This is a genomic window from Muricoccus nepalensis (assembly GCF_006438825.1).
Taxonomy (GTDB): domain Bacteria; phylum Pseudomonadota; class Alphaproteobacteria; order Acetobacterales; family Acetobacteraceae; genus Roseomonas; species Roseomonas nepalensis.
Genome location: NZ_RCZP01000002.1, coordinates 74,677 through 91,899 on the forward strand (window position 1 = coordinate 74,677; position 17,223 = coordinate 91,899).

Below are 17,223 nucleotides of genomic sequence, written 5' to 3' on the forward strand. Positions count from 1 at the left end.
ACCAGCATGAGGCAAGGACTTGCCGGCATCCCGATTCGCATCTGATCTACATCGTCCCGGGCGGCGTTAACAGAGAAGAGTTGAGGAAAACAGCGATGGCCAAAGAAATGATCGGCGGAAATGCCGCCCTGGATATGGCCGGGACTTGGACTCCTCAGGCGACCCTCGACATCACTCGCGAATCCTGCCCGATGACCTTCGTCCGCACCCGCCTCGCCCTCGACCGGCTGGCGGCCGGGGAGGTGCTGCTCGTGCTGCTGCGGGGCGAGGAGCCGCGGCGCAACGTGCCGCGCACGGCGGCCGAGCAGGGCCACGCCGTGCTCGGGATGGAGGAGGGGCCGGACGGGTCCGCCCGGCTGCTCATCCGCAAGGGGGGGTGATGCGCAGCACCAGCGCGTCGCTGCCATCGGGGTAGTAGCGGCGCCGGAGGCCGACCTGGGCCGCGCCGGCGCGGGCGTAGAGGGCGCGGGCTGGGGCGTTGCGCTCGGAGACCTCGAGGAAGAGGGCCGAGGCGCCCCGCCGCGCGACCTCGGCGACGGCGGCCCCGAGCAGCGCCCCGCCCAGCCCGGCCCGCTGCGCGGCCGGGTCCACCGCGAGGGTGAGGACCTCCGCCTCCCCGGCCGCGGCGCGGGCGAGGACGAAGCCCGCCGGTTCCTCCCCCACCGCCAGGCCGAAGGCGCCCTCGAGCGCGAGCATGAGGCGGATCGCGGACTCGCCCCAGCGCTCCTCCGGCGGGAAGGCGGCGGCGTGCAGGGCGGCGAGCACCGGCGCCTCGGCGGCCGAGACGGGCCGTGGCGGCGGGGCGGGGGTCACGCGGCCGGTTCCCGCGGCGCGGGCGCGGGCGCGGGGCGGAGCGCGAGGGGCTCGGCGTAGACGGGCGCGGCCGGGCGCGGGCGGCCCGCCGTCAGGGCGCGGGCGGCGGCGGCGGCCAGGGCGGCGGCGTCCGGCAGGCGGCCGCCGGAAAGGAGCGCGTCCGCCCCCCGCGCGCGCAGCCGGGCCGCCGCCTGGGGTGCGGCGTCGCCCACCAGCACGACGGGGCCGCCGGGATGGGGAAGCGCGGCCTCCTCGAGCATGGCCGGCGCCTCGCCGGGGCGCTCCAGGACCAGGCCGCCGCGGCCGGCGGTGGTGACGGACCAGACCGCGCGCCCCCGGGCCTGCGCGGGCGGCAGGGCCTCGGCCAGCGCCTCGCCGGTGGTCACGCCGTGGCAGGGCACCCCCCACCCCGCCGCCAGGCCCTGGCCGAGCGCGAGGGCGGCGCGGATGCCGGTGAAGCCGCCGGGGCCGATGCCGACGGCCACCGCGTCCGGCGGGCGGTCCTGGCCGGCCAGCACCTCGGCAGCCAGCGCGGGCAGGGCGGCGGGCTGGCCGCGCGCGCCCTCCCGCCGGGCCGCGGCGAGCACCGTCCCGTCCTCCCAGAGCGCCACCGAGGCGCCCGCCAGGGCGCCGTCCAGGGCCAGCAACCGCATCGCCTCATCCTTCCTTGCCGGCCCCGCCGGCCGTCTTGCCGGCCCCAATCTGTCAACTCCGGGCCGCGCCGGCCATGCGGGCCGATTGTGCCGCCGTCACGGGCGGGACAAAATGGGCGCGCAACGAGGGGGTCGGGACGCGCGGATGACGAGGCCGGTGATGCAGCCCCCCGCGGGGCGCCGCGGGCGCCGGGCGCGGCGATGAGGGTCCTTCTCGTCCATCCGAACTTCCCGGGCCAGTACGCCCACGTGCTGCCCTTCCTGGCGGCGCGGCCGGGCACCCGGGTCGCGGGGATCGGGGCGCGCGCCTTCCCGGTGCCCGACGGCGTGGACCTCCGCGTCTACGACCCGCCGCCGCCGCCCGGCGAGGAGGTGCCGCCGCGCGCGCGCCCGGCCCAGGCGGCGCTGGCGCGGGCCGAGCGGGTCGCGCGGCTCGCGATCGACCTCCGGCGGGGCGGCTTCGTGCCCGATGTCGTGCTCGGCCATATCGGCTGGGGGGACACGCTGTTCCTGAAGGACGTCTTTCCCCAGGCGCCGCTGCTGCTCTACGCGGAGTTCTTCTACAGCGCGACGGGCGCCGATGTCGGGCACGAGCCGGGCAAGCCCGCCACCCTGCAGGACGCGGTGCGCGTCCGCACGATGAACATGCCCCTTCTCTCGGCCATGGGGGGCGCCGACTGGGGGGCGGCGCCGACGCGCTGGCAGCGCGACCGCTTCCCCGAGTGGTTCCGCAGCCGCATCAGCCTCATGCACGAGGGGGTCGACACCGAGGTCTGCCGCCCGGACCCGGAGGCGCGCTTCGCCCTGTCCGACGGCACGGTGCTGCGGCCGGGGGACGAGGTCGTGACCTATGTCGCGCGCGGGCTCGAGCCCTACCGCGGCTTCCCGACCTTCATGCGCGCGCTGCCGGCGCTGCTCGAGGCGCGGCCGGGGGCGCGGGTGGTGATCGTGGGCGCCGACGGCGCGAGCTACGGCCGCCCGCCCGAGGGCGCCGCGAGCTGGCGGGAGGCGATGCTGGCGGAGGTCGGGCCGCTCGACCCCGCGCGCGTGCACTTCCTCGGCCGCATCCCGCACCCGGCGCTGCACGCGCTGTTCCGCGTCTCGGCCGCGCATGTCTACCTGACGGTGCCCTTCGTCCTCTCCTGGAGCGTGCTGGAGGCGATGGCCTGCGGGGCGCTGGTGGTGGGCTCGGCGACGCCGCCCGTGCAGGAGGTGATCGAGGACGGCGTGAACGGCCTCCTGACCGACCTCTACGACGCGCCGGCCCTCGCGCGGCGGCTGGCGGAGGCGCTGGCCGATCCCGCGCGCCACGCGCCGTTGCGGGAGGCGGCGCGGCGGACGGTAGAGAAGCGCTTCGACCTGAAGCGCGTCTGCCTGCCGCGCCAGGTGGCGGTGATCGACGCGCTGGCCGCGCGGAAGCGGCCGCTGACCTACGCGTGAGCGGCGGGCGCTAGTCCCCCGTCGGGAAGTTCGCCCGCGCGCGCCGCAGCAGCGCGCGCAGCATTCGCGCCTCGTCCGTCGAGAGCCCGCTCGTCGCGAGCGCGTTCACCGCGTGCGCCTCGGGCACCAGCGCCTCGCGCAGGGCGCGGCCGGCGGGGGTGAGGAAGATGTGGACCTTGCGGCGGTCCGTCTCGGAGCGGATGCGGTGGATCCACCCCTCGGCCTCGATGCCGCGCAGCGCGATGACGGCGGTGGGCTCCATCATGCCGACGCGGCGGGCGAGGTCGCGCTGGGTGATGCCGTCCTCCTCCCAGAGGACGCGGAGGAAGTACCAGGCGCCCGGCGCCACCCCGTGCGCCTGCAGCCGCGCCTGGAGGTGGCGCTGGATCGCGCGGTTGAGGTCGCGGACGAGGAAGCCGACGCTCTCCTCGAAGGGCAGGGGGACGGCGCGCGGGGGCGCCGCCGCCTCAGGCGGGCTCAGGCGACGGCCGCCCGCGCCATCTCGCGCTCCTCGGGCTCCTCCTCCATGCCCGTGAGGTAGGCGGCCTCCTCGGGCGAGGCGCCGAGCGTGCGCCAGTCCTCGGTCTTGGGCACGACGCCCTGGTAGGAGCGGAGCTTCGCCTGCGGCAGGTGCGGGGCCTCGAGGCCGATGGGCGGCGCGCCGGCCTCGTGGCGGGCGACGGCGTCGAGCATGATGCGGCGGAACTGGATGACGGCGATGTCGCTCGCGCCCAGGCGCTCGCTCGTGCGGTCGGCGATGGCGCCCATCGATTCCCACATGGCGATGTCCTGGTTGGGGATGCCGGGGATGCCCGTGAAGGAATCGCCGGTCTTCATCAGCGCGCGGTCCTGGAGGTAGTCGTTGGAGGCGTGGCGCTTGATCGGGCGGAAGTCGGCGTCGACGTCCATGCCCACCTCGGTCACGCAGAACTTCCGCCAGGCCTCGGGCGAGATGTTCTCGCGCCCCTCCTCGGTCCAGGCGATGAAATGGAAGTAGCTGCTCGTGTCGTCGCGCGGCACGATGACGCTGGCGACGTTGTAGGAGGAGTTCGGCGGGATGAGCGCCGTGAAGGGCGCGACGAAGGTGGTGATGCGCACGTAGTCCTGCGTCTGCGCGTTCATGATCGGGCGGCGGATGGCCGCGTAGCGCATGCCGTAGTTGGTGACCTGCACCTGGATGCGCGGGTTCTTGTCGGTGGAGGGACGCACCCAGTGGGTGTCGAGCGCCTTTGCCTCACCCCGCGCGGGCTTCATGTCGGAGGAATGGAGCGAGGAGGAATGGGCGCTGTCGATCTGCCCCTCCATGATCTGCGCCCAGTTGCAGGGCAGCTCGATGCGGAGGGCCGAGACCTTGGCGCCAGGCGTGGGCGCCCAGGCCGGCGGCTCGAACTCCGGCATCTCCTCGGGCTTGCCCATGTAGGTCCAGACGAAGCCGCCGGCCTCGCGCACGGGGTAGGCCTTCTGCTTCACGCGCTCGGCGAAGCGGCTCTCCTTCGGCTCGGAGGGCATGTCGACTACGTTGCCCTCCACGTCGAACTTCCAGCCGTGGTAGAGGCAGCGCAGCCCGCAGTTCTCGTTGCGCCCGAAGGCGAGCGAGGCCTTGCGGTGCGCGCAGAACTCGCCGAGCACGCCGAGCCGCCCCTCGCTGTCGCGGAAGGCCACGAGCTTCTCACCGAAGAGCGTCACGCGCACGGGGCGGCCGTCGGGCTCGGCCACCTGCTCGGACAGCAGGGCGGGCACCCAGTGGCGGCGCATGAGGCGGCCCATGGGGGCCTCGCCCTCGACGCGGCAGAGGGTCTCGTTCTCGGCGGCGGTCAGCATGGGGCGCGTCCTCCGGTAGATCAGGAATTTGGTTAGGGTTCTAAGGTTATAGCACCCCTGTTGGCGGTCAAGGGGGGACATCGTGCGGGGGTGCCAGCGTCCCGTGGCGGCTCGCCGGAGCGTGATGGCACCGGATAGCCCGTTCCGTCTTGCCAGGATAAACTTAGTCTTCTAACCGTGTCCCGCCGGCGAGAGACCGGGAGACCAGAGACCGGGAGGAAAGCCAAGGATGCCCGATGCGCCCGCCGAGGGTGAGCTGATGGCGCTCCGCGTTGCCCGCGCCGAGCCCGCGGCGGAGGGGATCCACCTCTTCGAGCTGCGCCACCCCGCCGGCGGGGAGCTGCCGCCCTTCACCCCGGGCGCGCATCTGTCGGTCCGCGTGCCCGGCGGCGCCCTGCGCAACTACTCCCTCTGCAACGACCCGCACGAGCGGGACCGCTACGTCATCGCCGTGAAGCGGGACGAGGGCGGGCGGGGCGGCTCCGTCGCGCTCGTGGACGGGGTGGCCATGGGCGACGCGCTGGAGGTCTCGGCGCCGCGCAACCTCTTCGAGCTCGACCCGCGCGCCCCGGAATACCTCTTCGTCGCCGGCGGCATCGGGATCACGCCGATCCTCGCGATGATCCGCTACCTGAAGGCGACGGGCGGCAAGCCCTTCCGCCTCTTCTACCTGACGCGCCACGCGGCGGGCACGGCCTTCCTGGCCGACCCGGACCTCGCCGGGGAGGCCGTGGTGATCCACCACGACGAGGGCGACGCCGACCAGGCCTACGACCTCTGGCCGGTCTTCGAGGAGCCGACCAAGGCTCATATCTACTGCTGCGGCCCGCGCCCGCTGATGGACGCCGTGCGCGACATGACCGGCCACTGGCCGGAGAACAGCGTCCACTTCGAGGATTTCGGCTCCGACCTCGTCCGCCCGCGCGAGGACGACAAGCCCTTCCGCGTCCGCGTCGGGCGCGAGGGGGAGGCGCTGGAGGTGCCGGTCGGGGCCACCATCCTCGAGGTGCTGCGGCTCCACGGCCACAAGCTTCCCTCCTCCTGCGAGAGCGGCACCTGCGGCACCTGCCGCACGCGCTACGTCGAGGGAGAGGTGGACCACCGCGACCTCGTGCTGACGCCGGCGGAGCGGGAAACCTCGCTCATGATCTGCGTCTCCCGCGCAGCATCGGACGAGCTGGTGCTGGAGCCTTGAGCGGGCCGCGCATACGTCTCGGCGTCGCCGGGTTGGGGCGCGCCTTCATGCTCATGCTGCCGACGCTGGCGCGGGACCCGCGGGTGGCCATGGTGGCCGCCGCTGACCCGCGGCCGGAGGCGCGCGCGCGCTTCGAGAGCGACTTCGGGGCGCGCAGCTACGCGGAGGTGGAGGCGCTCTGCGCCGATCCCGCGCTCGACGCCGTCTATGTGGCGAGTCCCCACCAGTTCCACCTCGCCCATGTGCGCGCGGCCGCCGCCGCCGGGAAGCACGTCCTCGTCGAGAAGCCGATGGCGCTCTCGGTCGCGGACGGGCTGGCCATGGTGGAGGCGGCGCAAGCGGCGGGGGTGCATCTCGTCGTCGGGCACAGCCACTCCTTCGACGCGCCCTACCGCCGCGCGCAGGAGATGATCCAGGCCGGTGAGTTCGGCGCGGTCCGGATGATCACGGCGCTCAACTTCACCGACTACCTCTACCGCCCGCGCCGGCCGGAGGAGCTGGACACGGCGCAGGGGGGCGGCGCCATCTTCTCGCAGGCGCCGCATCAGGTGGAGGTGGCGCGGCTGCTGGCGGGCCGCCCGGCGCGGAGCATCCGCGCGGTGGCGACGGTCTGGGACCGGGCGCGCGGGACGGAGGGCGCCTACAACGCGCTGCTCGACTTCGGCGAGGGGCTCTCGGCCACGCTCACCTACAACGGGCACGGCCATTTCGACACGGACGAGTTCCAGGACTGGATCGGCGAGATGGGCACGCCGCGCGACGCAGCGGCCTACGGCACCGCTCGCGCCGCGCTGCGCGGCGTGGCGCCCGGCGAGGAGGCGGCGCTGAAGGAGCGTCGCGCCTACGGGCGCGGGGCCGGCGCGGAGGAGGCCCGTCGCGCCCCGCCGCCCCCCGCCTACAACCACTTCGGCCTTGTCATCGCCTCGCTCGAGCGCGCGGACCTGCGGCCGACGCCGCGGGGCGTCATGGTCTACGCCGACGACGAGCGCCGCTTTGAGCCGCTGCCGCCGCCCGACGTGCCGCGCGCCGAGGTGATCGACGAGCTGCACGCCGCGATCCTCGGCGGCGTGCCCCCGCTGCACGACGGCGCCTGGGGCCTAGCGACGGCGGAGATCTGCCTCGCGCTGCTCGAATCCGCGCGGACGGGGGCGGAGGTGGCGTTGCGGCACCAGGGCGCGGCATGATGGCCGTAACGAATCCCGGGAGGAAACCGATGACCCACGCAGCCCCCACGCGGCGCGCCGCCCTCGGCCTCGCCGCCGCCGCGGCGCTCGCCCCCGCGGCCCGCGCGCAGGCCCGCACGATCCGACTCGTCGTGCCCTACGCGCCCGGCGGCACCAACGACGTGACCGCCCGGCTGCTGCAGCAGCGCATGGGCGAGGCGCTCGGGCAGACCTGCGTGATCGAGAACCGCTCGGGCGCCAGCGGCGCGATCGGGGCGCAGGAGGTGGCGCGCTCGGCGCCGGACGGGGGGACGCTGCTCTATTCCAACGAGGTCCACCCGATCCTGCGGCTGGTGCAGCGGGGCGTGCCCTTCGACGCCATCGAGGACTTCACCCCCGTCACCCGCACCGTCAGCATTCCCTATGTCCTCGTCGGCGGCATGCGGGGCGGGGAGGCGGGCGACGCGCGCGCCCTTCTCGCGGCGGTGAAGGCGCGGCCGGCGGGCTTCACCTTCGCCTGCTCCTCGCTCGGCTCGGTCGGGCATCTCGGCGCGGCGGCGCTCGGCCAGAAGCTGGGGGTGGAGGTGACGACGGTGATCTACCGGGGCACCGGGCCGGCCATCAACGACGTCATCTCGGGCGCCGTGCCGCTGATGTTCGCGCCCGTCGGCGCCGTGCTGCCGATGATCCAGGGCGGGCAGCTCCGCGCCTTCGCCGTGACGGCGCCGGCCCGCCTCTCCAGCATGCCGACGACGCCGACCATGGGCGAGGCCGGGCAGCCCGACATGCTGTTCGAGGGATGGTGCGGCATCTGGGGCCCCAAGGGCCTGCCCGCCGCGCGCGTGGAGGCGGTGCACGCCGCGGCGCAGGCGGCGCTCGGCGACGCCGAGATCGTCCAGCGCCTCGCCGCCATCGGCTGCGCGCCGATCAGCGAGAGCCCGGCGGAGTTCGCGAAGGCGATCGTGGCGGAGCAGGCGCGCAACGGCGCCATCATCCGCGCCGCCGGCATCCAGCCGGAATAGGAGACAGGCATGGCCCTCATCCGCATCGAGCCCGTGCTGGAGGAGCGCAGCGGGCGCTACTTCCTCGAGATCTACAGCCCGCACGACGCGGGCGCGCCCCTGGTCACGACGCAGCCGCGCTACGCCTCGGCGGCGGCGGCGGAGAACGACCTCCTCGCCATCATCGCCGCCGCCGCCAGCGCGCCGCGCGGCTAAGGGAGCCAAGGCTTGCCCAACCTCCGCCTCTCGCTCGCCATCGGCGATTACGACCGCATCCGGCCGCTCGTGGACGGCAACGTGCGGATCGACGGGCTCGATCCCGTCTTCTCGATCCTCGACCCCGAGGAGATCTTCTTCCGCGCGTTCAAGCACGCCGACTTCGACATCTGCGAGCTCTCGCTCTCCTCCTACACGGTGAAGACGGCCAAGGGGGACTGCCCCTATATCGGCGTGCCCGTCTTTCCTTCGCGGGCCTTCCGCCACACCTCCGTCTACATCCGCACGGATCGGGGGATCGAGACGCCGGAGGACCTCAAGGGCCGGCGGGTGGGCGTGCCGGAGTACCAGCTGACCGCCAATGTCTGGGTGCGCGCGATCCTCGAGGAATACGGCGTGCGCCCGGCCGACATCACCTGGGTGCGGGGCGGCTACGAGCACCCGGGGCGGGAGGAGAAGATCGCGCTCAGCCTGCCCGCCGACGTGCGGCTGGAGAGCCTGCCGGCGGGGGCGACGATCTCCTCCGCGCTGGCGGACGGGACGATCGACGCGGTGATCGGGCCGCGCGCGCCCTCCTGCTTCGAGCGCGGGCACCCGCAGGTGGGGCGCCTCTGGGCGGACCCGGTCGCCGCGGCCTCGGAGTGGTACGGGCGGCACCGGATCTTCCCCATCATGCACCTGCTGGGCATCCGCAAGGACGTGGCGGAGCGGCACGGCTACCTGCCGGGCGCGCTGGTGAAGGCCTTCGAGGAGGCGAAGTCCTTCGCCCTCGCGCGGCTCTCCAACACGGCCGCCACGAAGGTGACGCTGCCCTTCGTGGAGGAGCGCCTGCAGCAGGCCCGCGCCCTGATGGGCGACGACTTCTGGTCCTACGGGCTGGAGGCGAACCGCCATGGGCTCGACGCCTTCCTCGCCGCGCACCACGCCCAGGGCCTCTCCGCGCGCCGCCTCGCGCCGGAGGAGCTGTTCCACCCGGCCTCGCTGGACGCCTTCCGCCTCTGACCCGCAGGAGAGACGACGCCATGCCCGCCATCCAGAACCGCGTCGAGGACATCATGGCCTCCGCTACCCGGCGCGGCCTGCCCCGCCGGATCCAGCACCCCGTGGCCGACACGGGCGCCTTCCTGCGCGGCATGGACAACTTCTGCCGCGTCATGGCCATCCGCCCCGGCGACCACGTGGTCATGCTGACCGACCCGCTGCTCGACCCACGGGTGGTGCAGGCAGTGCAGGGCCTGGCCCGCGGGCGCGGCGCCACCTTCATCGCCTACATGGGCGATTCCACCCGCTACGTGACCGTGCCGGAGGAGGCCAAGCCCCTGCTGGAGCGCGCGACCTTCGTGGTCTCCACCTGGTTCGCCTCCGTGCTCGATCCCTACTGCATCGGGCTCCGCCGCCAGAAGGGGCAGCGCTGGGTCAAGATCACCTTCTTCCGCGACCTCGACCTGCTGCACACGCCCCAGGCGCAGTTCCCCATCGAGCTGCTGGGCGAGATCATCCGCGCCACCGGCCGGATGTTCCCCGAGGCCGGGGACTTCACGCTGCGCGTCACCGACCCGCGCGGCACCGACTTCCGCGTGCCCTTCACGGAGGCGATGCTGACGAAGATGCGCGCCCACAACCGCTGGCGCGGCCACAACTTTGCCGACGAGGACGGCTGCTACGTGCACTACCTGCCGACCCACGGCCCGAACCTCTTCGAGCCGAACATGGTTGGCCTTCGGCCCGACGAGAAGATCGGCGTCACGGGCACCATCTGGCCGCAATGGGCCGTGGGCTTCGACGAGCCCTTCCGCGAGCCGCTCGGCGTCGAGTTCCGCGACGACGTGGTCCACGCCGTCCACGGCGAGGGATGGGAGGCGGAGGTGATGCGCGACTACCTCATCGGCGGCACGCTCGAGGAGGTCGGCTGCGGCCACAACCCCAAGGCGCCGCGCTTCGACATCTACCCCGCCGGCCCGAACTCGCCGGGCGCGCTGCATTTCGGCATCAACGCCCTCAAGCCCTCCGAGTACCTGCGGCGCGTGATGCCGAACTGGGAGGAGCCGCACATCCACATGGACCTCGTCTCCTTCGACGCGACCGTCATGGCCGGCAATCGCACGATGGTGGAGGACGGCTACCTCCTCTCGCTCCGCGACCCCGCCGTGCGGGCCCTGGCCGAGACCTACGGCGACCCCGTCGAGCTTCTCGAGGCCTATCCGGTCTAGCGCCGCCACCCCGGGAGGGAGCCACCATGAGAGCAACCCGTCGCGCGCTGCTCGGCGGCGGCGCCGCCCTGCTGGCCGCGCCCGCGCTCGCCCAGTCCTACCCCGACCGCCCGATCCGCCTGATCGTGCCCTTCCCGCCCGGCGGCGGCGGCGACACGCTGGGCCGCCTCTCCGCCCAGGCCGCGCAGGCGCACCTGGCGCAGCCCATCGTCATCGACAACCGCGCCGGCGCCGGCGGGAACATCGGCGCCGAGGCGGCCGCCCGCGCGCCCGCCGACGGCTACACCCTGCTCTACGGCACCAACGGCACGCACGCGATCAACGAGGCGCTCTACCCGCGCCTGCCCTTCCGGCCCGAGGCCGACTTCACCCCTGTGGCCGCGCTGACGCGCATCGCGCTCGTCGTCGTCGTGCGGCGCGACCTGCCGGCGGAGACGCTGCCCGACCTCGTCGCCTACCTGAAGGCCCATCCGGGGCGCGTCAGCTACGCCTCGGCCGGGAACGGCACGACGGGGCACATCGCCGCCGAGATGTTCCGCGCCGCCGCGGGGGTGGAGATCCTGCACGTTCCCTACCGCGGCAACGCCGCCGCCATGACCGACCTCGCGGGCGGGCGCGTGGACATGGCCATCGACCTCCTCCCCGCCGCCGCCCCGGTGCTGGAGGGAGGCGCCGTGCGGGCGCTCGCCGTCACCAGCGCCCGGCCGCTGCCGAGCCATCCCGCGCTGCCCACCGTCGCCGCCACCCTGCCGGGCTTCGAGGTGGCGGCCTGGGACGGCGTCTTCGCCCCCGCCGGCACGCCGCCCGCGGCGGTGGCGGCCCTCAACGCCGCCTTCCGCCAGGGCCTGCGCGATCCCGAGGCCGTGGCCCGCCTCCGCCAGCGCGGGGCCGAGGTGGTGCCGGTGGAGACCCCCGCCGAGTTCGCCGCCTTCGTCGCGGCCGAGCGCGCCAAGTGGGCGGCGGCCGTGCGCGCCAGCGGCGCCCGGATGGACTGAGCCGGCGCCCCCTCTCGCGCCGGAGGGGTGGCGGAAGGGCGGCCGTCCCGCTAAGGGCGGGGTTCCATGAACCCCCCCGGCCTCCCCGTGAGCGGCGCGCCCCTCCTCGCGCTGCGCGGCGTCACCAAGCGCTACGCGAACGGCACGGTGGCGGTGCAGGGGGTGGACCTCGGCATCGCGCGGGGGGGCTTCGTCAGCCTTCTCGGCCCCTCGGGCTGCGGCAAGAGCACCCTGCTGCGGATGATCGCGGGGCTGGTGCCGCCCACCGCCGGGGGGATCGCCTGGGAGGGCGGGCGGCGGCCGAGCCTCGGCTTCGTGTTCCAGGACCCGACGCTGATGCCCTGGCGGACCGCGCTCGACAACGTGGCGCTGCCGCTGCGCCTGGCCCATGTCCCGAAGGCCGAGCGGCAGGAGCGGGCGCGCGCCATGCTCGCCCTCGTCGGGCTCGCGGAGGCGGCCATGCGCTACCCGCGGGAGCTTTCGGGGGGGATGCGGATGCGCGTCTCCATCGCCCGGGCGCTGGTGACCGAGCCCGAGGTGCTGCTGCTCGACGAGCCCTTCGCGGCGCTCGACGAGATCACGCGCTTCCGGCTCAACAACGACCTGCTGCGGCTGTGGGAGGCGCGGCGCTTCACGGCGGTCTTCGTGACGCACTCCATCTTCGAATCCGTCTACCTGTCGGAGCGCGTGGTGGTCATGGCCGCGCATCCGGGCCGGCTGCACGCCGACATCGCGCTGGAGGCGCCCGCCGCGCGCGACGAGGCCTTCCGGACCTCCCCGGCCTACGCGGCGCTGTGCCGCACCGTCTCGGGCGCGCTGGAGGGGGCCATGGCGGCATGAGCGCGGCGTCCGAGGGAGGGCGGGGCGGCGCCTGGGCGCGCGTCCTCGCGCCGCTGCTGATGGGGGTGCTGGCGCTCGGCGCCTGGGAGATGGCCGTGCGGCACTTCGGGGTGCCCGCCTACATCCTGCCCGGCCCCGTCGACATCGCGCGCACGCTGGCGGCGGATGGCGGGTCGCTCGCGGCCTCGCTGATGGTCACGCTGCGGATCACGCTGCTGGCGCTGCTCATCGCCGTGGTCTCGGGGGTGGCGCTCTCGGTGCTGTTCAGCGGGTCGCGCTGGGTGGAGATGACCTTCCTGCCCTACGCCGTGATGCTGCAGGTGACGCCCGTGGTCTCGATCGCGCCGCTGATCATCATCTGGGTCGACAACGTGCAGGCGGCGCTGCTCGTCTGCGCCTGGATCGTCGCCTTCTTCCCGATCGTGTCGAACACGACCATTGGGCTGAACAGCACGGATCGGAACCTGCTCGACCTCTACCGGCTGCTCGGGGCCTCGCGCTGGCAGACGCTGGTGCATCTCCGCCTGCCGGCCGCGCTGCCCTTCTTCCTCGCGGGGCTGCGCGTCTCGGGCGGGCTGGCGCTGATCGGCGCCATCGTGGCCGAGTTCGTGGCGGGCACGGGGGGCGCGAGCTCGGGCCTCGCCTACCGCATCCTTGAGGCCGGGTACCAGCTGCAGATCCCCCGGATGTTCGCGGCGCTCGCGCTCATCTCGCTCTCGGGGGTCGCGATCTTCCTCGCCCTCTCGCTCGTCTCGCACCTTCTCCTGCGGCGCTGGCACGAGAGCGCGCTGCCCGGGGAGCGCTGAGCGCCCTCAGCGCCCGCGGAGGCGCAGCAGGACCGTCCGCGTGCCCTGGGCGGCGCGGCGCAGCACCCGCCAGACCTTGCGCGGCACCGGCAGGGCCGTGAGGAGCTGGTAGACGAGCACCCGCCGGTTCCCCGGCGTCAGCCGGTCGAGGTAGAGCGCGGGGGGCATGCCGCTGCCCGCCTGCAGGTCGCCGAGCAGGCGCTGCGACACGTCGAGCGCGTCGTAGCGCGCGGGGTGCAGGTCGCGGATGGCCTCGAGGTCGGGGCGCACCTCGCCGTGCATGTCGCGCTCGGCCTCGCCGCTCTCGACAAGGCCGAGGAAGAAAGGCCGGCGGCGGTCCACCGTCACGCTCGCGCGCGCGGTCGTGACGCCCTTGGCGTAGACCGCGAGCGCGGCGGTCGCGCGCAGGTCGAGGCTTTCCAGCAGGAGCTCCCGCACCGTCCCGAAGGCGCCGGCGCGGAAGAGGAAGCGCGCGAGGCCGATCGGCGCGCCGGGGTCGCCGCTCACGAGGTCGAGGGGGGGCTCGACGGAGAAATGCGGCTCGCCGGCGCCGTCGTTCAGGCAGACGATCGCCTTCGACCAGGCGTAGTCGGCCGCCGGGTGGCGCGAGAGAAGGCCGGCGAGCATGGACGCGTGGTTGCTGAACACGGTCTCGTTCGGCGCGACGAAGAGGAGGAGGGAGCCCTCCGGCGCCGTCTCGAACTCCGTCTTCAGGACTGGGCCGATGCGGTTGCGGCGGACCACCTTGCCCGCGCCGTCGCGCTGGAAGAAGGCGGCGCCGCGGAGGTCGGGCGGGGCGGTGCCTTCGGGAAGGAGCGCGGCCGCGCGCTTGCGGGCCTCGAGCAGGTCGCGCTCGTCGACGAGGAGGGCGGCCTCGAAGCCCTGTTCGCGGTGAGCGAGCGCGGCCGCGACCTGGCGCCCGAAGGCCTCGGTCGCGGGGTCGGGGGCGAGGAAGACCATGCGCAGCGGCGCCGCGCCCTCGGCCGGGCGCTGGAGGGCGGCGAGCTCGGCCTTGCGGGCCTGCAGCCCGCCGTAGATCGTGGCGAGCGAGGCGTCCATCGTGTAGCCGCGCTTGAAGATCGCCTGCGCGCGGGCGGCGAGCGCGAGCGCCTCCTCCGGGTTCGCGCGCGCCCACTTCACGTGCTCCATGATCCGCCGCGCGACGGCCTCGGCGCCGTTGCGCAGGTCGACGTAGAGGAGCGTGTCGCCGAAATGCGTGCGGGCCCAGGGGTTCTCGTCGCAGATGACGAGCGCGCCGGCGGCCAGGCCCTCGAAGAGGCGGTTCGACATCAGCGCCGCGTCCTTGTGCGGCTCCGACGAGAGGGCGAGGCAGATGCCGGCCTTGTGGATCTCCTCGATGACGGAGGTGCCGTCGAAGGGAAGCGGGCGCTGGTAGCTGCCGAAGCCCTCCCACACGCGCACGCCGCGCAGCGTCTCCGGCCCGAAGATCCGCAGCACCGAGGACTTGTCGAGGATGTTCAGCACGGTCTGGTGGCGCGACCCGCCGCGGCCGAGGCGCTCCCAGTTGATGCCCATGTAGAAGATCTTGAGGTCGCCGAGGCTGGGTGGCAGGACCGGGGTCGAGAGGGCGTGGAAGAGGTTGAAGGCGGGCGGGAGGTGCGTGCTGCCGTCGTGGATGAGGCGCTTGAGGTGGAGATCCGCCACCGGCGACTGGCAGCTCAGGAAGTCGTCGTGGGTGAGGAGGTTCTCGGTGGTGGAGCGGTAGCCGAAGTCGTGCAGGAACTGGACCGGGTTCCAGAGAGTCACGAAGGAGAAGATGTCGTAGGCCTTGGGCGTGCTGAAGTGCAGGTGGATGACGAAGTCGAGGTCGGCCGCGGTCAGCGGCTCGCCCTTGCTCCCGAGCACGCGGCCCATGTGGTCGAGCACGACGCATTCGAGGCCGAGCAGCCTCGCGGTGTTCTCGAGCCGCGCGATGACCTCGTCCTCGGCCACCTGGATGTCGGGCCAGAGCTTCACGACGCCGAAGCGCCCGAGCAGCCCCGCGGGAAGCGTGAAGTCCGGGGCGGTCTGGGTCGGGGTCATGGTGTCTTCCAGCGCGCCCGCGCGCTTGGACGGACGCCCGGCGTGGCGGGCGGCCGCCGGGCGCGAATCACCCCCGCCGCGGCGCGGGCGGCCGCGCCGGGGAGGGCGGTCAGCGGCGGGCGACGGCGGCGTGCGCCGCCAGCCACTCGTAGGTCTCGAGAAGCGCGTCGCGCAGCGTGTAGCGCGGCTTGAAGCCGAGCGACTGGAGCTTGCTGACGTCGTACTGCCGCAGCTTCTGGCCGTCGGGCTTCGTGCGGTCCCACTCGACCGGGCCCTTGAAGCCGGAGACCTCGGTGATGAGCTTGACGGTGTCGGCGATGGAGATGGCCGTGCCGGTCGCCATGTTGATCGGCCCGGTGAAGCCCTCGGCGATCATGCGGAGCGCGAGCGCCGCGTCCTTGGCGTAGAGGAAGTCGCGCTGGGGCGTGCCGGTGCCCCAGATGGTCACGGCCTCGCCGGTCTGGTTGGCGCGCAGGAACTTCGACATCAGCGAGGGGATGACGTGGCCGTGCTGCTCGTCGAACTTGTCGTGCGGGCCGAAGAGGTTGGTCGAGATGCAGTAGGCGTAGTCGAGCCCGTACTGGTCCTTGTAGGCCTCGAGATGGGCCAGCATGCCGCGCTTGGCGTGGGCGTAGCCGGACTCGGAGTAGTGCGGCGGGCCGTTCCAGATCTGGTCCTCGGTCATCGGCAGGCGGACGGCGTCGGAGTAGATGGCGGTCGAGCCCATGGCGACGACCTTGGTGGTCCCGGCCAGGCGCGCGGCCTCGACGACGTTCGAGTTCATGCGGGTGTTGTCGAGATAGGCCTGGCCCTGGGCCCGCATGTTGCCCATCAGCCCCGCGACGCGGGCGGCCAGGTGGAAGACCACGGCGGGGCGGTGGCGCTCGAAGGCGGCGCGGGTGGCCTCGAAGTCGGTGAGGTCCACGTCGCGGCTGGTCAGCCCCACCACCTCCCCCTTGGAGGCGGTGCGAAGCTCGTCCACCAGGGCATGCCCCAGGAGGCCGGAGGCCCCCGTCACCAAAAACTCGGCTCTTTGCACCTGGCGCAACCCTCTGGGATGGCAGCGGAAATGCCCGTGGGACACCCGGCTCCAACGTCAATCCTGGCGCTGTGTCGCAGATGAGGCCGGGGCTGTGAAGCGGTTATGTGACGGAACAAGCCGCGGCCGGGCGGCCCGGGGGCGCGTTTCGGAATGGAATCGACCACCCGCGCGGCGCCCGGCTCCGACGCGGCGGCGGCCTCCCGGCGAAGGGGCGAGGGGCCCGGCGGAGGGGCGGGGGCGAGCGTCTCAGGCCACCACCAGGCGGGTCGGGCGCGCCTCGCCCTCCGGCAGGAGGGCGACCTCGGCGATGACCGGCCGGTGGTCCGAGGCCGCCCGGGCTCCCCGGTCCGTCCAGCTCCGGACGAGGGAGGCGCGGGGGCGGGCGTAGATGCGGTCGAGCGCGAAGAGGGGGCGGCCCGCGGGGAAGGTCCGGGCGCGGGTGCGGGAGGGAAGGGTGCCCAGGAAGGCGCGGTCCACCGGGCCGTGCGGCTCCCAGTCGTTGAAGTCGCCCAGGGCCAGCAGCGGGTCCGCGGTGGCGCGCGCCAGGGCGGCGAGGCGGGCCGCCTGGGCGCGTCGCTCCCCCCAGCCGAGGCCGAGATGGGCGGCCAGCAGGCGCAGCGCCCCGCCCGGCGTCTCCACCCGCGCCGTGATGGCCGTGCGCGGCTCCCGCCCGGGGACGGAGAGGTCGTGCAGCGCGCCCTCCTCCAGCGGCCAGCGGCTGACGAGCATGTGGCCGTAGCAGCCGTCGGCGGCGCGGAGCGTCGGCGCCTCCACCGCGTGGCCGCCCAGCGCCTCGCGCAGCGCGGTGAAGGGAAGGCTGCCCGGCCGGTTTCGGCCCTCCACCTCCTGGATCGCCACGACGTCGGGCGCGTGGCGGAGGATGAGGTCGATGGCGCGCTGCAGGTCGTGCCGGCCGGCCGGGCAGACGGCGCTGTGGATGTTCCAGGTCATGGCCCGGAGGGTGAAGCCGGGGATCACGCGGGGC

Annotated in this window: 18 protein-coding genes; 11 read left to right on the forward strand and 7 right to left on the reverse strand. The window is 74.0% G+C overall.

From position 1 onward, the window contains the following. Window positions 1–134 precede the first annotated feature (134 nt). Complete coding sequence (locus EAH89_RS02600; protein WP_140881558.1) at window positions 135–380, forward strand: sulfurtransferase TusA family protein; 246 nt, start codon at window positions 135–137, stop codon at window positions 378–380. Here EAH89_RS02600 and EAH89_RS02605 read toward each other — a convergent pair. Both EAH89_RS02605 and tsaB read right to left on the reverse strand, forming a co-directional pair. Beyond that, a complete protein-coding gene (locus EAH89_RS02605) occupies window positions 361–813 on the reverse strand; it encodes a GNAT family N-acetyltransferase (protein WP_241666828.1) in 453 nt (150 codons plus the stop codon). The genes EAH89_RS02600 and EAH89_RS02605 overlap by 20 nt on opposite strands. Next, entirely contained in the window at window positions 810–1,466 is a 657-nt protein-coding gene (gene tsaB / locus EAH89_RS02610) for a tRNA (adenosine(37)-N6)-threonylcarbamoyltransferase complex dimerization subunit type 1 TsaB (RefSeq protein WP_140881221.1), read from the reverse strand. The genes EAH89_RS02605 and tsaB overlap by 4 nt, the downstream gene beginning before the upstream one ends. A gap of 201 nt (window positions 1,467–1,667) precedes the next feature. On the opposite strand from tsaB, the gene EAH89_RS02615 reads away from it, so the two are divergent. Continuing rightward, window positions 1,668–2,906: a glycosyltransferase gene (locus EAH89_RS02615; RefSeq protein ID WP_140881222.1), complete on the forward strand. Its 1,239-nt coding sequence runs from the start codon at window positions 1,668–1,670 to the stop codon at window positions 2,904–2,906. A 10-nt stretch (window positions 2,907–2,916) separates the two neighbouring features. Here the strand turns inward: EAH89_RS02615 and EAH89_RS31105 are convergent, their stop codons facing one another. Continuing rightward, window positions 2,917–3,255 carry a MarR family winged helix-turn-helix transcriptional regulator gene (locus EAH89_RS31105; protein ID WP_161993457.1) on the reverse strand — a complete coding sequence of 113 codons (339 nt, stop codon included), beginning with the start codon at window positions 3,253–3,255 and terminating at the stop codon, window positions 2,917–2,919. Window positions 3,256–3,383: 128 nt separating this feature from the next. Then, complete coding sequence (locus EAH89_RS02625) at window positions 3,384–4,727, reverse strand: Rieske 2Fe-2S domain-containing protein (protein ID WP_140881224.1); 1,344 nt, start codon at window positions 4,725–4,727, stop codon at window positions 3,384–3,386. A 229-nt stretch (window positions 4,728–4,956) separates the two neighbouring features. On the opposite strand from EAH89_RS02625, the gene EAH89_RS02630 reads away from it, so the two are divergent. The 9 genes from EAH89_RS02630 to EAH89_RS02670 all read left to right on the forward strand — a co-directional run bounded on the left by EAH89_RS02630 (window position 4,957) and on the right by EAH89_RS02670 (window position 13,153). Then, a complete protein-coding gene (locus EAH89_RS02630) occupies window positions 4,957–5,922 on the forward strand; it encodes a PDR/VanB family oxidoreductase (protein WP_140881225.1) in 966 nt (321 codons plus the stop codon). Further along, window positions 5,919–7,106 (forward strand): Gfo/Idh/MocA family oxidoreductase, encoded by a 1,188-nt coding sequence (locus tag EAH89_RS02635; RefSeq protein ID WP_140881226.1) that lies wholly within the window; start codon window positions 5,919–5,921, stop codon window positions 7,104–7,106. The genes EAH89_RS02630 and EAH89_RS02635 overlap by 4 nt, the downstream gene beginning before the upstream one ends. 29 nt (window positions 7,107–7,135) lie before the next feature. Further along, window positions 7,136–8,107, forward strand: coding sequence for a Bug family tripartite tricarboxylate transporter substrate binding protein (locus tag EAH89_RS02640; protein WP_140881227.1), 972 nt, complete (start codon window positions 7,136–7,138; stop codon window positions 8,105–8,107). Between the two features lie 9 nt (window positions 8,108–8,116). Then, window positions 8,117–8,302 carry a hypothetical protein gene (locus EAH89_RS02645; protein WP_140881228.1) on the forward strand — a complete coding sequence of 62 codons (186 nt, stop codon included), beginning with the start codon at window positions 8,117–8,119 and terminating at the stop codon, window positions 8,300–8,302. A gap of 12 nt (window positions 8,303–8,314) precedes the next feature. After that, window positions 8,315–9,304, forward strand: a complete 990-nt coding sequence (locus tag EAH89_RS02650) for an ABC transporter substrate-binding protein (protein WP_140881229.1) — start codon at window positions 8,315–8,317, stop codon at window positions 9,302–9,304. A gap of 20 nt (window positions 9,305–9,324) precedes the next feature. Continuing rightward, the gene (locus tag EAH89_RS02655) at window positions 9,325–10,512 is read left to right on the forward strand and encodes a hypothetical protein (protein WP_140881230.1); all 1,188 of its coding nucleotides are present in this window, start codon (window positions 9,325–9,327) and stop codon (window positions 10,510–10,512) included. A 26-nt stretch (window positions 10,513–10,538) separates the two neighbouring features. Next, window positions 10,539–11,507 carry a Bug family tripartite tricarboxylate transporter substrate binding protein gene (locus EAH89_RS02660; protein WP_140881231.1) on the forward strand — a complete coding sequence of 323 codons (969 nt, stop codon included), beginning with the start codon at window positions 10,539–10,541 and terminating at the stop codon, window positions 11,505–11,507. Between the two features lie 66 nt (window positions 11,508–11,573). Beyond that, window positions 11,574–12,347: an ABC transporter ATP-binding protein gene (locus EAH89_RS02665; protein ID WP_140881232.1), complete on the forward strand. Its 774-nt coding sequence runs from the start codon at window positions 11,574–11,576 to the stop codon at window positions 12,345–12,347. Beyond that, the gene (locus EAH89_RS02670; RefSeq protein ID WP_140881233.1) at window positions 12,344–13,153 is read left to right on the forward strand and encodes an ABC transporter permease; all 810 of its coding nucleotides are present in this window, start codon (window positions 12,344–12,346) and stop codon (window positions 13,151–13,153) included. The genes EAH89_RS02665 and EAH89_RS02670 overlap by 4 nt, the downstream gene beginning before the upstream one ends. A gap of 6 nt (window positions 13,154–13,159) precedes the next feature. Here EAH89_RS02670 and EAH89_RS02675 read toward each other — a convergent pair whose 3' ends face one another. The 3 genes from EAH89_RS02675 to EAH89_RS02685 form a co-directional block, all read right to left on the reverse strand. After that, window positions 13,160–15,196 carry a glycosyltransferase family protein gene (locus tag EAH89_RS02675; RefSeq protein WP_140881234.1) on the reverse strand — a complete coding sequence of 679 codons (2,037 nt, stop codon included), beginning with the start codon at window positions 15,194–15,196 and terminating at the stop codon, window positions 13,160–13,162. A gap of 109 nt (window positions 15,197–15,305) precedes the next feature. Continuing rightward, on the reverse strand, window positions 15,306–16,214 hold the full coding sequence (locus EAH89_RS02680; protein ID WP_206667431.1) for a GDP-L-fucose synthase family protein: 909 nt from the start codon (window positions 16,212–16,214) through the stop codon (window positions 15,306–15,308). A 270-nt stretch (window positions 16,215–16,484) separates the two neighbouring features. Then, complete coding sequence (locus EAH89_RS02685; protein ID WP_241666829.1) at window positions 16,485–17,216, reverse strand: endonuclease/exonuclease/phosphatase family protein; 732 nt, start codon at window positions 17,214–17,216, stop codon at window positions 16,485–16,487. Window positions 17,217–17,223: the final 7 nt, after the last annotated feature.

Coding starts and splice junctions, on each gene's coding strand:
- EAH89_RS02615 (WP_140881222.1), top strand. CDS start 1,668: ATGAGGGTCCTTCTCGTCCATCCGAACTTCCCGGGCCAGTACGCCCAC.
- EAH89_RS02670 (WP_140881233.1), top strand. CDS start 12,344: ATGAGCGCGGCGTCCGAGGGAGGGCGGGGCGGCGCCTGGGCGCGCGTC.
- EAH89_RS02600 (WP_140881558.1), top strand. CDS start 135: ATGGCCGGGACTTGGACTCCTCAGGCGACCCTCGACATCACTCGCGAA.
- EAH89_RS02640 (WP_140881227.1), top strand. CDS start 7,136: ATGACCCACGCAGCCCCCACGCGGCGCGCCGCCCTCGGCCTCGCCGCC.
- EAH89_RS02630 (WP_140881225.1), top strand. CDS start 4,957: ATGCCCGATGCGCCCGCCGAGGGTGAGCTGATGGCGCTCCGCGTTGCC.
- EAH89_RS02655 (WP_140881230.1), top strand. CDS start 9,325: ATGCCCGCCATCCAGAACCGCGTCGAGGACATCATGGCCTCCGCTACC.
- EAH89_RS02665 (WP_140881232.1), top strand. CDS start 11,574: ATGAACCCCCCCGGCCTCCCCGTGAGCGGCGCGCCCCTCCTCGCGCTG.
- EAH89_RS02645 (WP_140881228.1), top strand. CDS start 8,117: ATGGCCCTCATCCGCATCGAGCCCGTGCTGGAGGAGCGCAGCGGGCGC.
- EAH89_RS02625 (WP_140881224.1), bottom strand. CDS start 4,727: ATGCTGACCGCCGCCGAGAACGAGACCCTCTGCCGCGTCGAGGGCGAG.
- EAH89_RS02675 (WP_140881234.1), bottom strand. CDS start 15,196: ATGACCCCGACCCAGACCGCCCCGGACTTCACGCTTCCCGCGGGGCTG.
- tsaB (WP_140881221.1), bottom strand. CDS start 1,466: ATGCGGTTGCTGGCCCTGGACGGCGCCCTGGCGGGCGCCTCGGTGGCG.
- EAH89_RS02660 (WP_140881231.1), top strand. CDS start 10,539: ATGAGAGCAACCCGTCGCGCGCTGCTCGGCGGCGGCGCCGCCCTGCTG.